This window comes from Planococcus salinarum (genome assembly GCF_007004625.1).
In the GTDB taxonomy this organism is placed as follows: Bacteria; Bacillota; Bacilli; order Bacillales_A; family Planococcaceae; genus Planococcus; species Planococcus salinarum.
Window position 1 is genome coordinate 46,209 of sequence record NZ_VIFV01000004.1, and the last position, 17,119, is coordinate 63,327.

General features: G+C 47.3%; 19 protein-coding genes. 11 read left to right on the forward strand and 8 right to left on the reverse strand.

The window, feature by feature from the left end:
* Positions 1-28 precede the first annotated feature (28 nt).
* Positions 29-355: a YflT domain-containing protein gene (locus DIJ65_RS04965; RefSeq protein ID WP_117301645.1), complete on the reverse strand. Its 327-nt coding sequence runs from the start codon at positions 353-355 to the stop codon at positions 29-31.
* 121 nt (positions 356-476) lie between these two features.
* On the opposite strand from DIJ65_RS04965, the gene DIJ65_RS04970 reads away from it, so the two are divergent.
* From DIJ65_RS04970 to DIJ65_RS04985, 4 genes are all read left to right on the forward strand, one after another.
* On the forward strand, positions 477-1,211 hold the full coding sequence (locus tag DIJ65_RS04970) for an MBL fold metallo-hydrolase (RefSeq protein ID WP_117301644.1): 735 nt from the start codon (positions 477-479) through the stop codon (positions 1,209-1,211).
* Positions 1,212-1,338: 127 nt separating this feature from the next.
* A complete protein-coding gene (locus tag DIJ65_RS04975; protein ID WP_117301642.1) occupies positions 1,339-2,325 on the forward strand; it encodes a cation diffusion facilitator family transporter in 987 nt (328 codons plus the stop codon).
* Between the two features lie 48 nt (positions 2,326-2,373).
* Positions 2,374-3,018 (forward strand): NAD(P)-dependent oxidoreductase, encoded by a 645-nt coding sequence (locus DIJ65_RS04980; RefSeq protein WP_117301641.1) that lies wholly within the window; start codon positions 2,374-2,376, stop codon positions 3,016-3,018.
* Between the two features lie 582 nt (positions 3,019-3,600).
* Entirely contained in the window at positions 3,601-3,864 is a 264-nt protein-coding gene (locus DIJ65_RS04985; RefSeq protein WP_117301638.1) for a hypothetical protein, read from the forward strand.
* Positions 3,865-4,240: 376 nt separating this feature from the next.
* Here DIJ65_RS04985 and pepF read toward each other — a convergent pair whose 3' ends face one another.
* Complete coding sequence (pepF, locus tag DIJ65_RS04995; RefSeq protein WP_117301636.1) at positions 4,241-6,073, reverse strand: oligoendopeptidase F; 1,833 nt, start codon at positions 6,071-6,073, stop codon at positions 4,241-4,243.
* 609 nt (positions 6,074-6,682) lie between these two features.
* The gene (locus tag DIJ65_RS05000; RefSeq protein WP_071152075.1) at positions 6,683-6,880 is read right to left on the reverse strand and encodes a DUF2188 domain-containing protein; all 198 of its coding nucleotides are present in this window, start codon (positions 6,878-6,880) and stop codon (positions 6,683-6,685) included.
* Between the two features lie 170 nt (positions 6,881-7,050).
* Between DIJ65_RS05000 and DIJ65_RS05005 the strand changes: the two genes are divergently transcribed.
* Positions 7,051-7,530: a PaaI family thioesterase gene (locus DIJ65_RS05005; protein ID WP_071152074.1), complete on the forward strand. Its 480-nt coding sequence runs from the start codon at positions 7,051-7,053 to the stop codon at positions 7,528-7,530.
* 178 nt (positions 7,531-7,708) lie between these two features.
* The gene (locus tag DIJ65_RS05010; RefSeq protein WP_117301634.1) at positions 7,709-8,248 is read left to right on the forward strand and encodes a hypothetical protein; all 540 of its coding nucleotides are present in this window, start codon (positions 7,709-7,711) and stop codon (positions 8,246-8,248) included.
* 24 nt (positions 8,249-8,272) lie between these two features.
* Here the strand turns inward: DIJ65_RS05010 and DIJ65_RS05015 are convergent, their stop codons facing one another.
* Positions 8,273-8,569, reverse strand: a complete 297-nt coding sequence (locus DIJ65_RS05015; RefSeq protein WP_071152073.1) for a hypothetical protein — start codon at positions 8,567-8,569, stop codon at positions 8,273-8,275.
* 129 nt (positions 8,570-8,698) lie between these two features.
* On the opposite strand from DIJ65_RS05015, the gene DIJ65_RS05020 reads away from it, so the two are divergent.
* Positions 8,699-9,382, forward strand: a complete 684-nt coding sequence (locus DIJ65_RS05020) for a hypothetical protein (protein ID WP_071152072.1) — start codon at positions 8,699-8,701, stop codon at positions 9,380-9,382.
* Between the two features lie 59 nt (positions 9,383-9,441).
* Here DIJ65_RS05020 and DIJ65_RS05025 read toward each other — a convergent pair whose 3' ends face one another.
* Positions 9,442-10,683, reverse strand: coding sequence for an erythromycin esterase family protein (locus tag DIJ65_RS05025; RefSeq protein ID WP_071152076.1), 1,242 nt, complete (start codon positions 10,681-10,683; stop codon positions 9,442-9,444).
* Positions 10,684-10,783: 100 nt separating this feature from the next.
* Positions 10,784-11,074, reverse strand: a complete 291-nt coding sequence (locus DIJ65_RS05030; protein ID WP_084226079.1) for a GNAT family N-acetyltransferase — start codon at positions 11,072-11,074, stop codon at positions 10,784-10,786.
* A gap of 113 nt (positions 11,075-11,187) precedes the next feature.
* Between DIJ65_RS05030 and DIJ65_RS05035 the strand changes: the two genes are divergently transcribed.
* On the forward strand, positions 11,188-12,114 hold the full coding sequence (locus tag DIJ65_RS05035; RefSeq protein ID WP_117301632.1) for a catalase family peroxidase: 927 nt from the start codon (positions 11,188-11,190) through the stop codon (positions 12,112-12,114).
* Positions 12,115-12,799: 685 nt separating this feature from the next.
* Here the strand turns inward: DIJ65_RS05035 and DIJ65_RS05040 are convergent.
* Entirely contained in the window at positions 12,800-14,179 is a 1,380-nt protein-coding gene (locus tag DIJ65_RS05040; RefSeq protein WP_071152069.1) for a Glu/Leu/Phe/Val family dehydrogenase, read from the reverse strand.
* Positions 14,180-14,247: 68 nt separating this feature from the next.
* Positions 14,248-14,805: an SLOG family protein gene (locus DIJ65_RS05045; protein ID WP_071152068.1), complete on the reverse strand. Its 558-nt coding sequence runs from the start codon at positions 14,803-14,805 to the stop codon at positions 14,248-14,250.
* Positions 14,806-14,951: 146 nt separating this feature from the next.
* Here DIJ65_RS05045 and DIJ65_RS05050 point away from each other — a divergent pair, with 146 nt between their 5' ends.
* The 3 genes from DIJ65_RS05050 to DIJ65_RS05060 all read left to right on the forward strand — a co-directional run bounded on the left by DIJ65_RS05050 (position 14,952) and on the right by DIJ65_RS05060 (position 17,111).
* Positions 14,952-15,902, forward strand: coding sequence for a threonine ammonia-lyase (locus DIJ65_RS05050; RefSeq protein ID WP_071152067.1), 951 nt, complete (start codon positions 14,952-14,954; stop codon positions 15,900-15,902).
* A 74-nt stretch (positions 15,903-15,976) separates the two neighbouring features.
* Complete coding sequence (locus DIJ65_RS05055; RefSeq protein ID WP_071152066.1) at positions 15,977-16,135, forward strand: YfhE family protein; 159 nt, start codon at positions 15,977-15,979, stop codon at positions 16,133-16,135.
* Between the two features lie 202 nt (positions 16,136-16,337).
* Entirely contained in the window at positions 16,338-17,111 is a 774-nt protein-coding gene (locus DIJ65_RS05060; protein WP_117301631.1) for an SDR family oxidoreductase, read from the forward strand.
* Positions 17,112-17,119 lie beyond the last annotated feature (8 nt).

The following is a 17,119-nucleotide window of genomic DNA, read 5'->3' on the forward strand; positions in this document are numbered from 1 at the left end:
GCATCAACCTTTTGGTTTAGTATAGGGCTCAGTGGTTTTTATTTGCGATAATTACTAATTTGCCTTTATCAAGTTCTTCTTCATAATCTTCTGCTTCCTGCTTTGTCAGCCCGGCGCCTTCCATTTTAGCTCGCAATTCGTCGCCGCGGGAACTCGTCATGTTTTTCATGCTGTTCAGGAAGCCTTGCTCTTTCATGCCGACACTTTCTGTGTCAAGGGCATCAGAGACATCCTTCTGGCGTTTTTTATCATGCGCGAAGACGAAAATGTCGTCATGGGTGAATCCTTGGGTTTCGAGTTTTTCAATTTCCGCTTTTGCCTGCAATGCGTTCTCAACTGTCATTTTAATAGTCAAAATAATCCCTCCTATTTTTTCTATCCACATGTTCTTTACCACTTAACCCCTTTGCTTAAACAAGTAAGGGCTTGTGTATTGAGGTATACTGAAGAAAATCCCGCGAACAGGAGTGTTGAATGTGAACATCACAACGATCGGAGTTTGGGGCGGCTACCCCAAAAAAAATGAAGCGACCTCATCATTTTTCATTGAACAGGACGGCTTTCGCTGTTTGATCGACTGCGGAAGCGGCGTGCTGGCCGCCGTACAGAACTACACGGAATTGCGTAAGCTGGATGCAGTCATCATCACCCACTATCATCCTGATCATATAGCGGACATCGGAGTTCTTCAGCATGCGGCGATGGTAGGGATGCAATTGAAGGAATGGAACACGCCTTTGCCAATTTATGGCCATAATCGTGATGCCACCGGTTTCGAGAACCTTTCCTACAAAGGCGTCACAGAAGGACGGGAGCTGCATGTTTCTGAACCAGTCCGCATTGGGCCGTGGGAAGTCTCATTTTGCGAGACGGTGCATCCGGTTTATTGTCTGGCGCTGAAATTCACTGCGAATGGCAAATCGGCTGTTTTTACTGCTGACACTGCCTGGAAAGAAGAACTCGTCGATTTTGCGGCGGGCGCTGATTTCATCGCGGCAGAATCGAATCTGTATGAAAAATATTTGGGCATTATCCAAGGGCATATGAGCGGACGGCAGGCCGGAGAACTTGCAGCCAGAGCCGATGTGAAGCAAATGGTGTTGACGCATCTGCCGCAATATGGAGAACTCGGGGAAATTTTGGCCTCTGCAAAAACTGCCTTTTCGGGACCTGTTGAGTTTGCTGAAATCGGAAAAACGTATCGGATTTGAATGTGTTAACGCTTCAGATATGGATCATCGCCTTCTCTCTTTAAAAAAATATGGCCGGACAGGTGTTTTCGTTCTCATTAATGGGAAGTTAGTAATATAGAAGGTATTGAAGGGAGTTTGAATGAGAATGAGGGAATTATTCGGCCTGATGAAATTTGGAGCCAAATCAGCGTTATGGGCAGCAATTATAAATACAGTTCTTGGCATTATTAAAACCGCTGCTTATTTGATTACAGGAAACGTGGCAATGTTTGCTGAAATGATGCACAGTTTCGGTGATGCGGCCAACCAATTTTTCGTGTTTATCGGTTCGGGACTCAGCAAAAAAAGTCCGACGAAACGATTTCCGGGAGGCTTCGGCCGACTGGTGAATCTTGTGCTGCTTGGAGCCGTGCTGATTGTCGGAATCCTGGCCTATGAAACAATTGTGGAAGGAATCCATCATATCCAATCTGGTGTTCATTCTGAAGACTGGTTCTGGTTGAATGTTGGAGTTCTGGGCATAGCGATTGTACTTGAATTATTCGTTTTGCATAAAGCCATGAAAGAAATAACGCATCACATCCCGAAAGAACAAACAAAAGGATTGAAAATCGTTCCGTTATCCTTCAAACATGTAAAATCCGCCAATCCTGCCACAAAGCTTGTGTTCCTTGAAGACCTTGTCGCAGTCGGTGGTGCTGTACTGGCACTTATTGCAATTGTTATTGCCACCTTTACTCCGTTCCACAGCGCGACTGGCTATGCGTCGGTCATCATCGGACTGATGCTGGTCGTTGTAGTAGGGCGCATTTTCCTTGATAATTCCGCCGGTGTGCTTGGTGTTGCGGATTTGGATATGGAAGAGCGCATGGGTGAAGAAATCATGAAGCACCCAAAAATCAATGATATCCAGACTATTGACGTAATCCGGGAGGGTGATGATCTCCACGTGGAATTGAAAGTGGAAGTCGAACCGGGTATGACCATTCAGGAAGCGGACAAAATCCGTGAATATATTAAGGGGGAAATCGATAAACGGGTCCCGAATGTCACGGACGTCATTATCGAATTCGACCAGGACGATAACGTCACCCACTGGAAAAAAATAACGAAGGTTAAACCTGTCGAGTAAGCAGAAAGTGAACGGCTCTATTCAAGCAAATTGATTGGAGGGATTGTGATGAAAATCGGTATCATAGGTGCAACCGGGAAAGCGGGAAGCCTGATTTTAAAGGAAGCGAAATTCAGAGGGCATGAAGTTACAGCCATCGTGCGAAATTCACAGAAACTCCAGGAGGAAGAAGATGTGGCAGTTTTGGAAAAGGATATATTCGACCTCGATTCCAATGATCTGAAACAATTCGATATCGTCGTCAATGCTTTTGGTGTTCCTCCCGAAAAAGCGGAACAGCATGCAGAGGCCGGCCGTTCGCTGATCAAAGCGCTGAAAGGGGCAGAAAATACGAGGCTTCTGGTAGTCGGTGGAGCAGGCAGCCTGTTCGTCGACGAAGCGAAAACCACACGATTGAATGAAACTCCGGAATTTCCGGCAGCTTTTAAAGCCATTGCTTTAAACCAGTCCCAAAATTTGGCTGACCTGGAACAGTCGGAAGGGATCCAATGGACATTCCTGAGCCCTGCGGCATTTTTTGATCCTGAAGGCACGCGGACTGGAAAATACCAAATCGGTGAAGATGCTTTTCTGGTGAACAGGAAAGGCAAGAGCTATATAAGTTATAAAGATTACGCCATCGCTATGGTTGATGAGATCGAAAACGGCTGGCACATCAATAAACGTTTCACGGTAGTTGCGGAAAAAGGATGATAAAGGAAAACCGTTAGGCGAAGAAGTTTTCGTCTAACGGTTTTTTCCGGTGTCCAGACTCCAGCGCCTAGCTCTTCGGGTCATAAGTCAACCCAGCTGCGTGGCAAAGAGCGCCACTTCGCTGGTTCGCCTTATGCCTTTCAGAGCTGGACAGGCACTTCCGCTTTTCGGTTTTGTCCAGACTCCAACGGCCAACTCCTCGGACTTAAGCTGTCCTTCCTATGCGGCAAAGAACGCCGCATAGGAAGTTTATCAAAACCAAATGCTCCTGCATCGCTGCGCTAGCTTCGTCGCAAAGAGATGGCCCAAATTCCATTTGATCCATCTCTTGCCTGTCGGAGCTGAACGGCCGTTTCCGCTTTTCTTTATTGTCCAGACTCCAGCGCCCAGATTCTCGGGTCATAAGCCACTCCAGCTATGCGGCACAGACCGCCGCTTCGCCGGAATGTCTTATGCCTTTCGAATCTAAATGGGCGCTTCCGCTTTTCTTTATTGCCACTAAACGTTCACCTTCATCTCTTCAATCCATAAACGAATCATGTATAATGAATTGAAACTTGAAGGTAAAGGTGGGTAAACACGATGGAATTTCTTTATTTTCCGGAAGATAAATCAGAGTACATCCCAGGCATCATTTCCATAATTGTTATCTTCATTCTGTCGATGCTGATAATCTGGCTGCTGGTCAGAGCTTCAAAGAAACAAGTTAAGCAATTGGAAGATCAGGGATATTCGGTTAATTACGAAATAAAAAACAGCGAAAAACCGCTGAACATAGATGAGAAGCCGGAGAAAGATGAAGTGGAAGATACTTCTGGAGATCGAAACGGCAAGAAGGGGTCCTGACAAAATTCAGGGCTTCTTTTTGTTGTTGCCAAAAAAGTACATACTGATACGGCATCATCATTATTGAAGAATTGGAGATTTACATATGTTGAAAAATCTTTTTGGCGGTCTGCAATGGGCCGTTTTCCTTTTGGCTTCGTCCATTGCAGCCCCGATTGCCATCGCAAATGTTTACGGAAGCCGTGCCGTTCGACAGTGAGACTTTTATCTCGCTGCCTGAAATGCTGGTCTTCGGGCCTGTCATCTGGGATCGACCTTGTCGAACGGCTTGATCACGGGAACGATTATCGCGATTATTCTTGAACAGGCGCTGATCTGGAGAAAGAAAAAGAGGTGACAAAAAACGTGCCACATCGAATAGATGCGGCACGCTTTTTTATTTTGAAGAATTGGTGGTGACTTCGCCTTCAATTTCTTCTGTCAGTTTTTCCAGTTCATCGATCAGGTCGCCGATGTACGCGATGGTGTCGCGCAGCGGCTGGTCGGTTGTGATGTCGATGCCTGCCATTTTCGACAGTTCGACCGGTGATTTGGTGCCGCCGGCTTTCAAGACTTCGAGCCATTCGTCGACAGCGGGCTGGCCCTCGTCAAGGATGCGTTTTGATACTTGTGTTGAAATGGTCAGACCGGCACTGTAGGTGTACGGATACAAGCCCATGTAATAATGCGGCTGGCGCATCCAGGTAAGCTCGGCGCCGTCGTTGATTTCAACGGCATCGCCCCAGAATTCTTCGAGCACGCCGCGTTTCAGATTGTTAAGAATACCCGCATTGACGCTTTGACCCGAATCGATGCGCTCATATACCTTGCGCTGATAAGCTGCTTCGAGAAGGTGCGTCACGAAATTATGGTAATACGTGCGGGCCACAATCGATGAAATGACCCAGCGTTTGAATTTTGGATCTTTCGAATTCTCCAACAGGTGGTTGGCCATCAGCATTTCATTCATCGTTGAAGGGGCTTCGATAAAGTAAAGCGATGGACGCGCATTGAAGATATTCTGAGCACGGTTTGCGTTGTAAAAATGGCCCGCATGGCCAAGTTCATGCGCCAGCACAAACACTTCGTTCATCCGGCCGGTCCATGAGATCAGGATATACGGATGGTCGCCGTAAGGACTCGAACAGAAAGCACCCGTCGATTTGCCTTTATTCTGTGCGAAATCGATCCAGCGTTCCGAGTAGGAGCGTTCAATCATTTCGAGATAATCTTCGCCCATGATTCCGAGCGCATCGTTGACGTATTTCTTGGAGTCTTCCACCGTGATTTCCGGCTCGTATGTTGGGTCCAGCGAAATCTTCAAATCCGCAAATGTCATCTTCTCCAGGCCGTGCGCTTTTTGCAGCAATTTTGCGTATTTGCGCATATGCGGCGCCAATTCGCTGGTAATCAAATCGATTTGGCGGTTATACAGCGAACGGTCCACTTCCTGGTTGAACAGTAGATAGTCAAAAATCGAATCATAGCCACGCAGATCGGAAGTCGTTTTTTCCGTCTGCAGCTGCATATCGTAGGTTTTCGCAGTTGTATGCTGATAATCTTTTAATTTCTTCGAAAATGCGTCAAAGGCTGCGCGGCGCTTGGCTGTATCCGTTTCCGCTTCCCAGTCGCCTTCAAACGATACATAGCTCAGCGGATAGCTTTTGCCGTCCACTTCAAAGTCATCGAATGACATATCCACCATTTTCGTCGTATTGTAGAGGCCATATGGAGCGTTGAATGTCGATGAATAAGCTGCCAGTGTCTTTTCAACTTCCGGATGCAATTGGTATTGCTTTTTGCGGATCAATTTCTCCAAATAGACTTTGAATTCTTCGGACTCCTTCATCGCCTGTTGGAGTGTCTCTTCCGGCAAGGCCAATAATTCGCTCGTCACGAAGGACAGCTTGCTGTTGACTTTGGCGGCAGCTGAACCGAATTTGCTCGCCAGCATCTGTGCTTCGTCGTCTGTCTGATCCGTGCTGAGTTTCAGGCTGGCGTATGTACCGACTGGAACAAATTTTTCATTTATTTCAGCGTAGGCTTGCAATAATTCATTGACTGAAACCGAAATTCCTGTGTTTCCTTTGAAGTGCGATTCGAACGTTTCCACATCTTTTTCCAGAGAAGAAAGGGCTGTGTGGAAAGCCTCGTCTGATGCGAATAAAGAATTCAAATCCCATGTTTCTTCACTGTTTATTTCCGAACGTGCAGGCATGCTCTTGACCATTTATCTCTCTCCTTAAATTACGGTTATCGAACTATTTCCAGTATAGCGGGCAACCGGAAAAAAGTAAAAATAATTTATCAAATTAATTAAAAAATTCGCATAAATAATGTTTAAAAAAGCAGGTTTGTGGTATACTATGAGTACAAGGCGGAACCACCGTAGGGAGAAACGAGTAAACAGTTTAGTTGTTTATAATCGCCTCCAGACGAGGACATGCACAGCCTTGGCGGAAAATTTGCTTTACTGACGATTGCGATCTCGTCGGGTATCAGGTTTGTAAAGTTTTCTGAAGAGAAAGTGTTTCAAACAAAGTTTGGTAAGTTTTTTGTGTAAGTGCAACTGAATATCTGACTGCAGAACATCGGATTTGCTGCGAGGTAGATGCAACAACCATCTAAAGATGCAGACAGTACAAGAAGCTGTATTGACGGGATGAGAACATTCGTCAACCTTTGTAAGAGTGTAGAAGTAACATTACAAATTTTCCGCGTGCAAACTCCTCCGTGAGTGGAGGAGCTGCAAAAGGGGAAGCGTAGCCTGATGAAAAGGGCTGCGCTTTTCTGTTTGTCCACATCCATTAAAAAATGGCCCGCCGAAGCGGGCCGTTTTTTAATATTCTCTTTCGTCCACGACTTTATGGTCTTTATCCAGAATCTGAAGTTTGCTCGGACTGTTTTCTTTAGCGAGTTCTTCAGCAGCGGCAATTGCCCCGTTTTTACTCGGGAATGACTCGGTCGGAGCCACGTCCTCCAGTTTGACGATCCAGCGGGTTGCATCTTGGTCCGGCGCTACACTATAGCATTTCATTCGTATCAAACTCCTTTCTTTTCTACTTTTCTCTTCCCTTCAAATATAATTTTAAACAATTCACTCTGAAGGATAAATTCAGAATTGTTAGTCCTTTCAGTGGTTATTATGATAAAATGAAGGGAATATCTGTCATAAAAAGAAAGTATCTCAGGAAAAGAGGGGAAAAGATGAGCGACACAAAGATTACAGCAATTCAGGATGAATATGCAGAAGATTTTGCCCATTGTTACGGCTGCGGACGCTTGAATGAAGAAGGCCACCATTTCCGCACGGTCTGGCATGGTGAGAAGACATATACCGAATACGAGCCGGACAGTAAACACACAGCTATTCCGGGATTTGTCTATGGGGGAGTTATTGCGTCACTCATAGACTGCCACGGAACCGGCTCTGCATCATTGGCGCTGCACCGAAAAAACGGTTTTGAGCCGGGCAGTGGAGAGGAGCCTCCCCGCTTCGTGACCGCTTCATTACACGTGGATTATTTAAAGCCGACTCCGCAGGGCATCACATTAAAAGCTGTAGGGGAAGTCGAAGAAATCCATCCAAAGAAATTCAAAGTGAATATTGAAGTCACAGCTGACGATGTGGTTTGTGCAAAAGGAACTGTGATGGCTGTCGTCATGCCATCATCGTTTGGAAAATGAGTCGGGCGCAATCTGAAAATCGACAGAACGGCCAGTTCTGAAAGCACGTGACACAGCAAGTCGTTCAAAACCGGACCCAAGTAAAAGCGGGAGCCGGTTTTTGGTTTAACAGAGCAGTAATTAGGGAATTTTCACATGAGGCAGAACTACAGGAAGCGAAAAGGAGGAGTGAGCAAAAATGGAAAGAAAAGACGAATCGACAGCGATGGAAAATACAGAAATGAAAGACCCGGAAACAAAAATTCCAACAGATGAAACATCATCACAATCAGAGAAACCAACACCAATGAAGCCGACGAGCCCACCGGAAACCCCGGAAGAGCCGATCGAAGTGCCGGCTGAACCATCAAGCCCACCGGAAACTCCGGAAGAGCCGATCGAAGTGCCGGCCGAACCGGCAAGCCCACCGGAAACCCCGGAAGAGCCGATCGAAGTGCCGGCCGAACCGGCAAGCCCACCGGAAACTCCGGAAGAGCCGATTGCAGAAGCACCAAAAGAAAAAGCTCCACGCGACTCTGCCAAAGACCGTAAAACATCGGAATCGGTCGAAACGGAAGAACCAGTGGAACCGGAAGAAACAGAAGAGCCAGTTGAGGAAGAGAACGAAACCAGCCGCTTCAATAAAATCTACAGCAATGTAGCTTCCAATCGCTTTGAAAATCTGCGGACAAGTTATATAGAAAACAAAGCGAAAGAACTGCGGAAAAAAAGAAAATAGGAAGGGGGCGGCATGTTCCGCTTTTTATTTTCTTTGTATTCTTTCCATTTCTTCAGAGACGACAAATGCCAGATCATCATTCCCGAACATTTGCAGCAGCTCGAGAAGCGTGTCATCGCCTATCTCCATGTCGAATGATTCTGTTTCCTCGACAGCCAGAAGCAATGCTTCATTTTTGATCTGCGACGGATACGCGCGCTGGTACAACTGAACCGGATCCAGGTCATTGCGCATTGCCCAATTTACAAACAGCTGGATCATCACAGCTTCATCCTGCTGATATTTTTTAATGATAAACTCATCACGATTTTCATGTTCCATCCTGCTTCAGCTCCTTATGGATAATCTTTTGCTTAAACATACCAAAGAATACAGGTGGATGCTTGGACTTCTCTTTAATTATCCTCTAAAATTTAATGTAAGGCCCATGATAGTATCGGAGGGAAAAAAATGAAATTAATTCAAGTTAGAAAAGGACAATTTGTTTACTATAATAACGAGTTGCACAAAGTTTATTCCGTAAAACCGCTTGCGAAAAAATCGGTGCTGATGTTCCGCATAAAAGACATGGAACAGGTAGCCAGCAAAGCGGATGAAGTCACCCATTACAAACCGCGTCATCTTGATTCTTTCCTGTTTTTCGGAAACCGTTATACGCTGCGTGATGACATTCCACCGGAAGAAGGGGGCTATATCCTGATCAGCAAACCGGATCCGGATTACATGGACCATTACTCCCTTAATGAATTTGAAAAAGTGGAATCGGTAGAAGGCAAGAATGTGCTGACTACCAGACAGAATACGGTGAAATCCAGGGAATTCTTTGTGATGGAACCCGGCGAGGCTAAGGGCAGCAAGGACATCGCTTACTTTGATAAATCGAGGGTGGATGCCAGCCAGATAGAAGCTGATAAGGAGTTGCTCGATAGAATCCGCGAGCGCGACGCCATCCGTCCATCCATTGGTGACGTGTATCTGAATTTGGATGACGCTTCGACTGCTATGGTAGTGGCAATCTCAAGTGATGAAGTTACACTCGGAAACGGCGACCGCCTGACATTCCACGAGCTCTACAAAGCGGACAACTGGAACTTCCTTTACAACGTCGTGGACGGCGAGTTCGGTAAATCTTAATTGTTTATGAATTTAATGAAGCCAGCGAAGGAGTTATTCCTTCGCTGGCTTTTTGCTTCCTATAATGGATTCAGTGCTTCAGTGCGGTCAAAGAACAGGTAAGCGTCGTAGCGTTTTGAAATCATGGATGGCACGTAGTTGCCCTGCGCTTCGTAAGCGGGATGATAGACCACTCCGACTGCACGGTGTCCGATCCAGCGGTCGAACAGTCGGCGGTTGTTGTCATCAAAAATCAGCAATTTATCAAAAGCACCGGTCTTGTGCAGCAGGTGCTCCCAGGAATTCTTTTTTCCGGGCGGCAGAATCATTTCTTCTGGTGGCGCTTCCCAGGCTTTCGCTGCGATGACACTGCCTTCATACGAACCAAAGCCGATTGTGTATACGTCTTCGGGGGGATTCTGCTCGCGCAGCAATTGCCCGACATTGACCATCTTATCCTCTTTCATATCGGTTGCCCGGGCATCGCCGATATGAGTATTGTGTTCCCAAATGATGATTCGCGCCTCCTGGCCGTGATAGTTGCGCAATTCATTCACCGTCTCCACCATATGCCGGTCGCGGATGTTCCAGGACTCCACACCGCTCCTGATCATTGCCCGGTAATATTGTTCGGCATTTTTTGTGACCAGTGAATTGATGTGAAGATTGAGGTCTGCCTCTTCTTCACTCGGATAGAATGCAGCGTTGCTCCGAACGGATGCCAGTAACTTGACCACTTCATCGATGCATTCCTTTGAAAAGGATGCGAAGGAAGCGGCGTATTTATCCGGGTCGCGGTTACATGATTCGAAACAGGAAAAAGCCTGTTTCGCCAATTCAACATCTCCGCCGGAAGGATCGACATCGTTCAGGTAATGGATCACTTCCTCCATTGACTCCCATAAGCTGTAAACGTCAATGCCGTAAAAGCCGGTCTTCCTGTTTTCCGACGCATTAAAATTCTTCAGCCATTCGACAAAGTCCGCAATTTCTTCATTGGCCCACATCCACCTCGGCCAGCGGGCAAACGACTGTGCCAGTAGTGGAGCTGCATTTTCGTGACTGGTGGTGAAATCATTGATATAGCGGTGCACCTGAGAAGCGGAAGGCCAGTCGCCTTCCACCGCAATAACGGAAAATCCCTTTTCCTGAATCAGCCGTTTGGAAAAGTCGGCGCGCCAGCGATAAAACTCAGACGTCCCATGGGTGGATTCGCCCAACAGGACGATTTTCGAGTCGCCGACAGCTTCCAGCAACGGATCCAAATCACCGTTGTCTCTCACTGGGAGTGCAAATTCCCGAATTGCTTCTTCCATTGTCATATTCAATGCCAACACTTCCTTCCAATGATAATGATTGGAGCTCCATAGGCAGTTGTACGATAAAAAAGCATACCCGCGGAAACGGATATGCCATTTGGACTCAATCTATCAAAACATCCTGGAATTCTGGATGCTTTTCGATCACGCTGCGCGCAAAAGAACATTGCGCATCGATGCTTTTGCCTTCGTCACGGGCGTATTGGACGACTTTACTGACCAGCTTTTTGCCGACACCCTGTCCTTCAAGTTCCGGTGAGACTACCGTATGGACGACTGTCAAAACTTCATCATCCGGCGTATAGGCAAGAGAGGCCAGTTCATCTGATTCCCGTTCAACGAAAAATTTATTGCTTTCGTGTTTGATATCCATCGTTATTGCCTCCTTTTGCATTCATACCAATGTATTCCCTTTATTATTAAAAGTATTCAAAATCGGGTATAGATAAAAATATATAGAATAAAATATTTCGGTGCATTTGAAAAAAGTGAAGATGAGGTGATGGGATGGCAAAAGAAGAACTTGCAGCAGCAGCGGTCAATAAAATCGAAAAGACGTTTGGCGAATACCCGGCATACAGGCGCGCACACGCAAGGGGAGCAGGGTATGAAGCGGTATTCACGGCAACTGGTGAAGGGAAAAATTGGACGGTTGCGCCGCATTTTCGGCAAGGGACGACGCGGGCCATCGTCCGTTTTTCGCACAGTTCACCCGACCCGTTCTGGACGGACAATTTTTCTCCGGTCAAGGGCATGGCTGTGCAATTCAAACTTCCGGGTCAACAGGTGATGAACAGTGTGGGCGTCACTTCGCCGATATTCTTTACCCGGACTCCCGAAGTATTCACGGAAATGCTGGATATCGCGAAATCATTTAAAAAGGGGCGTCCCCGCCTCCGCGCGCTCATAACCTTATTCATAAAATATCCCGAAAGCCGGGCGTCGATCCGCATCATCCGAAAAATGCAGTCTCCGGCAAGTTTTGCCACAGGACTCTACCATACAATTCACGCATTTTACCTGGTCAACGGAACAGGCAAGCGGGTGCCCGTAAAATTCCAATGGCAACCGGAAGCCGGGGTGGAATCGCTGTCTCCGGCAGACGCAGTTTCCGTAAAAAGAGGCGATTTTGAAAAAGAGCTGGACGAACGGGTGGAGAAAAGGGAAACAGGCTTTCGCCTGATCGCCATCATCGGAGGAGCGGGGGATCCTGTCAACGACCCGACACGAGAGTGGCCGGAGGACCGGGAGAAAGTGGAGCTCGGGCGGCTGCAGCTTACAGGGAAGACTGACGAAGCGGAAGACTTGCTCTTCGATCCCACTGTGCTGCCGGAAGGAGTCGAATGCACGGAAGATCCTATCCTGCAATTCCGCAACCCGGCGTATGCAATTTCGTTTAAGCGAAGAAACAATGAGAAACAAGAAAAACGCTGAAGTCCCTGTGGACTTCGGCGTTTTTTAGGGGAGGAAAATGGCGAACGCGGAAATAAATCGCTGAGCGCGGAAATAATCTTCTGAACGCGGAATTAAATTGTTGAACGCGGAAATAATCCACTGAACGCGGATAAACGGCATTCCGAAGAATTTACCATGAGAAAAAGCTGCATAAGAAGCTTCCTATGAGAAGAATAAGGCTTTATTTTGATCAAAATCTCTTCAAAAGATCAGGTCAAAAGACAAATGGATGCTTTTCGCAGGCGAAAAGCGAAAAAACCGAAAGAAATTCATTAAAGAAGGCAAAGACTTTCTGCTTCTACAACAAAAACGGCGAACGCGGAATTAAATCGCTGAGCGCGGAAAAAATCTTCTGAACGCGGAATTAAATCGGTGAACGCGGATAAACGGCATTGCCAATAATTTACCACGAGAAAAAGCGGCATAAGAAGCTCCCTTTGAGAAGAGTAAGGTTTTATTTTGATCAACATCTCTCCGAAAGATCAGGTCAAAAGACAAATGGATGCTTTTCGCAGGCGAAAAGCGAAAAAACCGGAAGAAATTCATTAAAGAAGGCAAAGACTTTCAGCTTCTACAACAAAAACGCTGGAATCCAAAGGGATTCCAGCGTTTTTTGATTGTCCAGAGTCCAGCGCTTGTCGGGACTTAGCGGGCGCTGTTCTGATTAATAGAGTTTCCCTTGTTTGTAAAGGACATTCGATAGCCGGGAAACAGAGTGGATATAACAATTCTGGCGAAGCGGGAAGGGATCGCCGTAGAATTGCGGCAAAATCATATCGAAGGTTTTTTTCATCTGGGCGACAAGTTTTTGGTAGATTTCATCCTCTGAATGGTATTGGGTTTCGCGGCCCTGCAGCCATTCGAAATACGACACGATAACCCCGCCGGCATTGGCCAGAATATCCGGAATGATGACGACGCCTTTATCGCTGAGGTAATCATCGGCTTCTATGGTTGTCGGCGCATTGGCGCCTTCAACGATGATCTGTGCCTTGATGTTTTCCATATTGTTTTCGTTCAGCTGATTCTCCAGTGCGGCAAGGAATAACACATCCACATCCAGTGTCAGCAATTCATCGCGTCCGCGGATTTCAGCTTTTGCGCCGGCTTCCGCCAGTTGCTCCTCGGTTGTCGGAAGGTCTCCCTGATGCTTCGAAGAGAACGCGATTAACGCAGGGATATTCAAACCTTCTTCATTGTATAACGTTACGTTGCGGTCGCTGACAGCCACCACCGTATTGTCCACCAGTGGACACTTGTATGCTTCGTGAGCCGTCACGGAACCAACATTGCCGAAGCCCTGTACGGCTACTTTCAACGGGCGATGTGCCATAGCCAATGTCGTCTTGGCGAAAATGTTGTCAGTCGAAGACAATAATTCCTCTTTTTCCTTGAGGAAATCGTGGATCATATAGCGGAAAGAGAAATAGACGCCCTTGCCCGTAGCTTCACGTCTTCCCAAAGAACCGCCGTTTGCGACCGATTTCCCTGTGAAACTGCCGAGGTAGGGGGTGCCGTGATGGATTTTTTTGTATTCAGCCATCATCCAGTCCATTTCCCGTTCGCCGGATCCCACGTCTGGTGCAGGAATATCTTTGTCCGGTCCGATTACATCGGCAAAATAACGCACATATTTCCTTGAAATCATATTTAATTCCTTTTCGGAATAATTTCGTGGATTGATGACAATCCCGCCTTTGCCTCCGCCGAACGGCACGTTATGAAGCGCGTTTTTCAGCGTCATCAGGAAAGCCAGGTTCATGACCTCATCTTCGTTAACGCTTTCGTGGAAACGGATGCCGCCTTTATAAGGTCCCAACGCATCGTTATGCTGAGCCCGGTAGGCAGGGATGCGAACCACTTTGCCGTCATCGAGCGGGACGCGCAAATAGGATTTGTGCACCTGGTTGGGTGTTGAAAGAATGGAGCTGAGTGAATTGAAAGCCTGTTTTCTCATCTGCCCTTTTAACGAAGGCAGGAAACTTTCGTTTTCCACCAGCGTGTCGAGTGAAGTCTGGATTATTGCATTTGTCGGTTCTTCCATTTTGCTGCACCTCCGAAATTATTATCTACCTACATCCATACCCTGTCCTTTCTGAATTATGCACACTTTTACTCCCAGCTGTCGTATTGCTCTTCTTCGGTGACAACCCGCAGATCATCGGCCGTGATGAGCATGACCTGGTAATCCGCCCCTTCCGCATATCGCTCTGCTTCTTTCTTGATGAATTTCGGCGAGCCGTCGGTTTCTTCGTCGTAGACGATCAGGATGCCGTCAGAATTCCGGAGGAAAAACTTGTTTTTTTCAATGAACTGCCAGGGAGCCTCATACGGGCGATTAGTCAGGCTGCGGTGAAAATCTGCCTGCCGGATAATTTCCTTGTACTTTTCCTGATTTGCTTCATTCCATCTGTTCTCCTGTTCGAGGAAAGGAGTAAGCAGGGCGAATTTTAAATTCGGAAACTCTTCTTTCATTTCGATGGCAACTTCAGCTGCCCACGTTTCCACCCCCAGCTGTCCGCTGACAATGATCCATTCCAGCCCTTCATCGATCAAAGCGCGGAATCGGTTTTCCAGCGCTTTCTTGATGAACCCGACACCGGGGTTCTTATCATCGAATATCCCAAGTTCATGCTGTTTGTAACCCGTGACCACCAGTCGTTTCAACAATTCTCTCACCTCTTGCTGCTGATTTTTTGTAACTTCAGTTTACCTTACTCGAACTGGCTTTAATACTCAGACAAAAACAAGGCAGGTTATTGACAGAATAATCAATCGGATTGTGTTAAGATTTTTTGCATAAAGGAGTGAGGAAGATGGTCAAGTTGGAGGATATCGAAAAGGCGCGCAAAGAAATCAATGCATTCATCCACGAGACGCCGATACTGGTTTCAGAACTGTTGGACGCACAAGCCGGTCGGGAGATTTACTTGAAATCCGAACATCTGCAGAAGACCGGTTCGTTTAAAATCAGAGGAGCAACCAATGCGGTGAAAAGGGCGGAACGGGAAGGAGCCCGCTTCATCACCGCGGCGTCTTCCGGCAACCACGGCCAGGCCGTCGCTTATATTGCCGGTAAGCTGGGAATCCCTGCAGTCATTGTGGTACCGGAAGACGCCAACCGCGCAAAAGTCGCAGCCATCGAAGCATACGGCGGGCAGGTCGAATATTGCGGCTTGACCTCCGCGGACCGCATACCGCGTGCCAAGCAATTGGCGAAGGAACAGGATGGCGTTTACATTCCTCCCTATGACCATCCCGACATCATTGCGGGACAAGGCACGGTCGGCCTCGAAATCCTGGAGCAATTGCCGGATGTCGATGTGATTGTCGTGCCGGTGGGCGGCGGGGGGCTGATCAGCGGCATCCTGACGGCCGTCAAAGCAATCAGACCGGAAGTCAAAATCATTGGTGTGGAGCCGGAAACGGGCAATGACACCTTTCTTTCCCTGGAATTCGGCACCATCACCGCGGTTGCCGGCAGTTCGTCCATCGCAGACGGCCTGCGCACTTCCCAGCCAGGTGATCTGACGTTCCCGATCCTGCAGCAATATATCGACGGCATCGTATTGGTTTCGGAAGATGAAATCAAACACGCGATGCAATTCGTCATCGAACGCACGAAACAATTGATCGAACCATCGGCCGCAACCGGAGTCGCTGCGGTCCTTGCCGGCAAGGCGGGAGCGCAAAACGAAAAAATTGCTGTCATTCTTTCAGGCGGAAATATCGACCTGATGGAACTTCGGCACTGCCTCCCCGATTAGACGTTTAACTGCGTACATACCGGGAAAAGAATGATATAACTAAAATTTATCGATGACTAAAGGAGAGGATCGAGATGGCAGAAAAAAAACAGCCGCATGAAAAAATGACGGAAAAGAACAATGGGTTGAACGACTCTCAGGAAGTCCTTTACAGCGAAGATTTTAAAAAAGCGGACAAAGCCGGAGAAGAGCAGCGACAGGAAGACCAGGAAAAGAAAAAAGAAGATAAATAACCCGAAGCCGCAGTGAATACTTTCTCACTGTGGCTTCTTTTTATTTTTGAAGAAATTTCAACAATACTTTGAGGTTTTTACTTCGAAACAAATCCCCAGTCTGTATTGCAATCCTAAAACACGACAGGTAGAATAAAGTTTAAGTATTCTGAACATACCAACTGGTTGGTATGTTAAAACTAATTAGCTGGAGGGAAAGCATATGCACGTAATGGATCTGTTTAAACTGGAAGGGAAAACCGCGATCGTCACGGGAGGCGGCCGGGGGCTCGGCGCCCAAATCGCGCAGGGATTCGCGGAAGCAGGCGCCAACGTCGTTGTCTGTTCGAGAAAATTGGAAGCGTGTGAAGAAACGGCGGAAATGCTGAAAGGGCTTGGTGTCAAAGCGCTCGCCTTGAAATGTGATGTAACAAACGAGCAGGACGTGGAAGATGTCGTCCGCAGAACGGTGGAAGAATTCGGCACCGTTGATATCCTGGTCAACAATTCCGGAGCGACCTGGGGAGCGCCGGCAGAACAGATGCCGCTCGAGGCCTGGCAAAAAGTCATGAACGTCAACGTTACGGGAACGTTCCTGATGAGCCGGGCTGTGGGACAAGTAATGATTAAACAAAAGAGCGGAAAAATCATTAATATCTCTTCTGTCGCCGGACTCGGCGGAATCGATCCCGAATTGATGAATACCATCGGGTACAACACGAGCAAAGGGGCGGTCATCACCTTCACGAAAGACCTGGCAGCCAAGTGGGGACAGCACAATATCAATGTCAATGCCATTGCTCCTGGATTTTTCCCGACGAAAATGTCGGAAGTTCTGATCGAACGCAGCAAGGAGCAGTTTTTGAAGCAAACGCCGTTAAACCGCTTCGGCACCGATGAAGATTTAAAGGGAGCCGCGTTATTTCTGGCTTCGGGAGCATCAGATTATATTACGGGGGATGTGGTCGTCGTTGACGGAGGCATGCACGCCCTTTAAGAAACGTG

Bases quoted from the DNA above. Each gene is read 5' to 3' on its own strand.
- DIJ65_RS04975 (WP_117301642.1), top strand. From the start codon at position 1,339: ATGAGGGAATTATTCGGCCTGATGAAATTTGGAGCCAAATCAGCGTTA.
- DIJ65_RS04980 (WP_117301641.1), top strand. From the start codon at position 2,374: ATGAAAATCGGTATCATAGGTGCAACCGGGAAAGCGGGAAGCCTGATT.
- DIJ65_RS04985 (WP_117301638.1), top strand. From the start codon at position 3,601: ATGGAATTTCTTTATTTTCCGGAAGATAAATCAGAGTACATCCCAGGC.
- pepF (WP_117301636.1), bottom strand. From the start codon at position 6,073: ATGGTCAAGAGCATGCCTGCACGTTCGGAAATAAACAGTGAAGAAACA.
- DIJ65_RS05000 (WP_071152075.1), bottom strand. From the start codon at position 6,880: ATGAAATGCTATAGTGTAGCGCCGGACCAAGATGCAACCCGCTGGATC.
- DIJ65_RS05005 (WP_071152074.1), top strand. From the start codon at position 7,051: ATGAGCGACACAAAGATTACAGCAATTCAGGATGAATATGCAGAAGAT.
- DIJ65_RS05010 (WP_117301634.1), top strand. From the start codon at position 7,709: ATGGAAAGAAAAGACGAATCGACAGCGATGGAAAATACAGAAATGAAA.
- DIJ65_RS05015 (WP_071152073.1), bottom strand. From the start codon at position 8,569: ATGGAACATGAAAATCGTGATGAGTTTATCATTAAAAAATATCAGCAG.
- DIJ65_RS05020 (WP_071152072.1), top strand. From the start codon at position 8,699: ATGAAATTAATTCAAGTTAGAAAAGGACAATTTGTTTACTATAATAAC.
- DIJ65_RS05025 (WP_071152076.1), bottom strand. From the start codon at position 10,683: ATGACAATGGAAGAAGCAATTCGGGAATTTGCACTCCCAGTGAGAGAC.
- DIJ65_RS05030 (WP_084226079.1), bottom strand. From the start codon at position 11,074: ATGCAAAAGGAGGCAATAACGATGGATATCAAACACGAAAGCAATAAA.
- DIJ65_RS05035 (WP_117301632.1), top strand. From the start codon at position 11,188: ATGGCAAAAGAAGAACTTGCAGCAGCAGCGGTCAATAAAATCGAAAAG.
- DIJ65_RS05040 (WP_071152069.1), bottom strand. From the start codon at position 14,179: ATGGAAGAACCGACAAATGCAATAATCCAGACTTCACTCGACACGCTG.
- DIJ65_RS05050 (WP_071152067.1), top strand. From the start codon at position 14,952: ATGGTCAAGTTGGAGGATATCGAAAAGGCGCGCAAAGAAATCAATGCA.
- DIJ65_RS05055 (WP_071152066.1), top strand. From the start codon at position 15,977: ATGGCAGAAAAAAAACAGCCGCATGAAAAAATGACGGAAAAGAACAAT.
- DIJ65_RS05060 (WP_117301631.1), top strand. From the start codon at position 16,338: ATGCACGTAATGGATCTGTTTAAACTGGAAGGGAAAACCGCGATCGTC.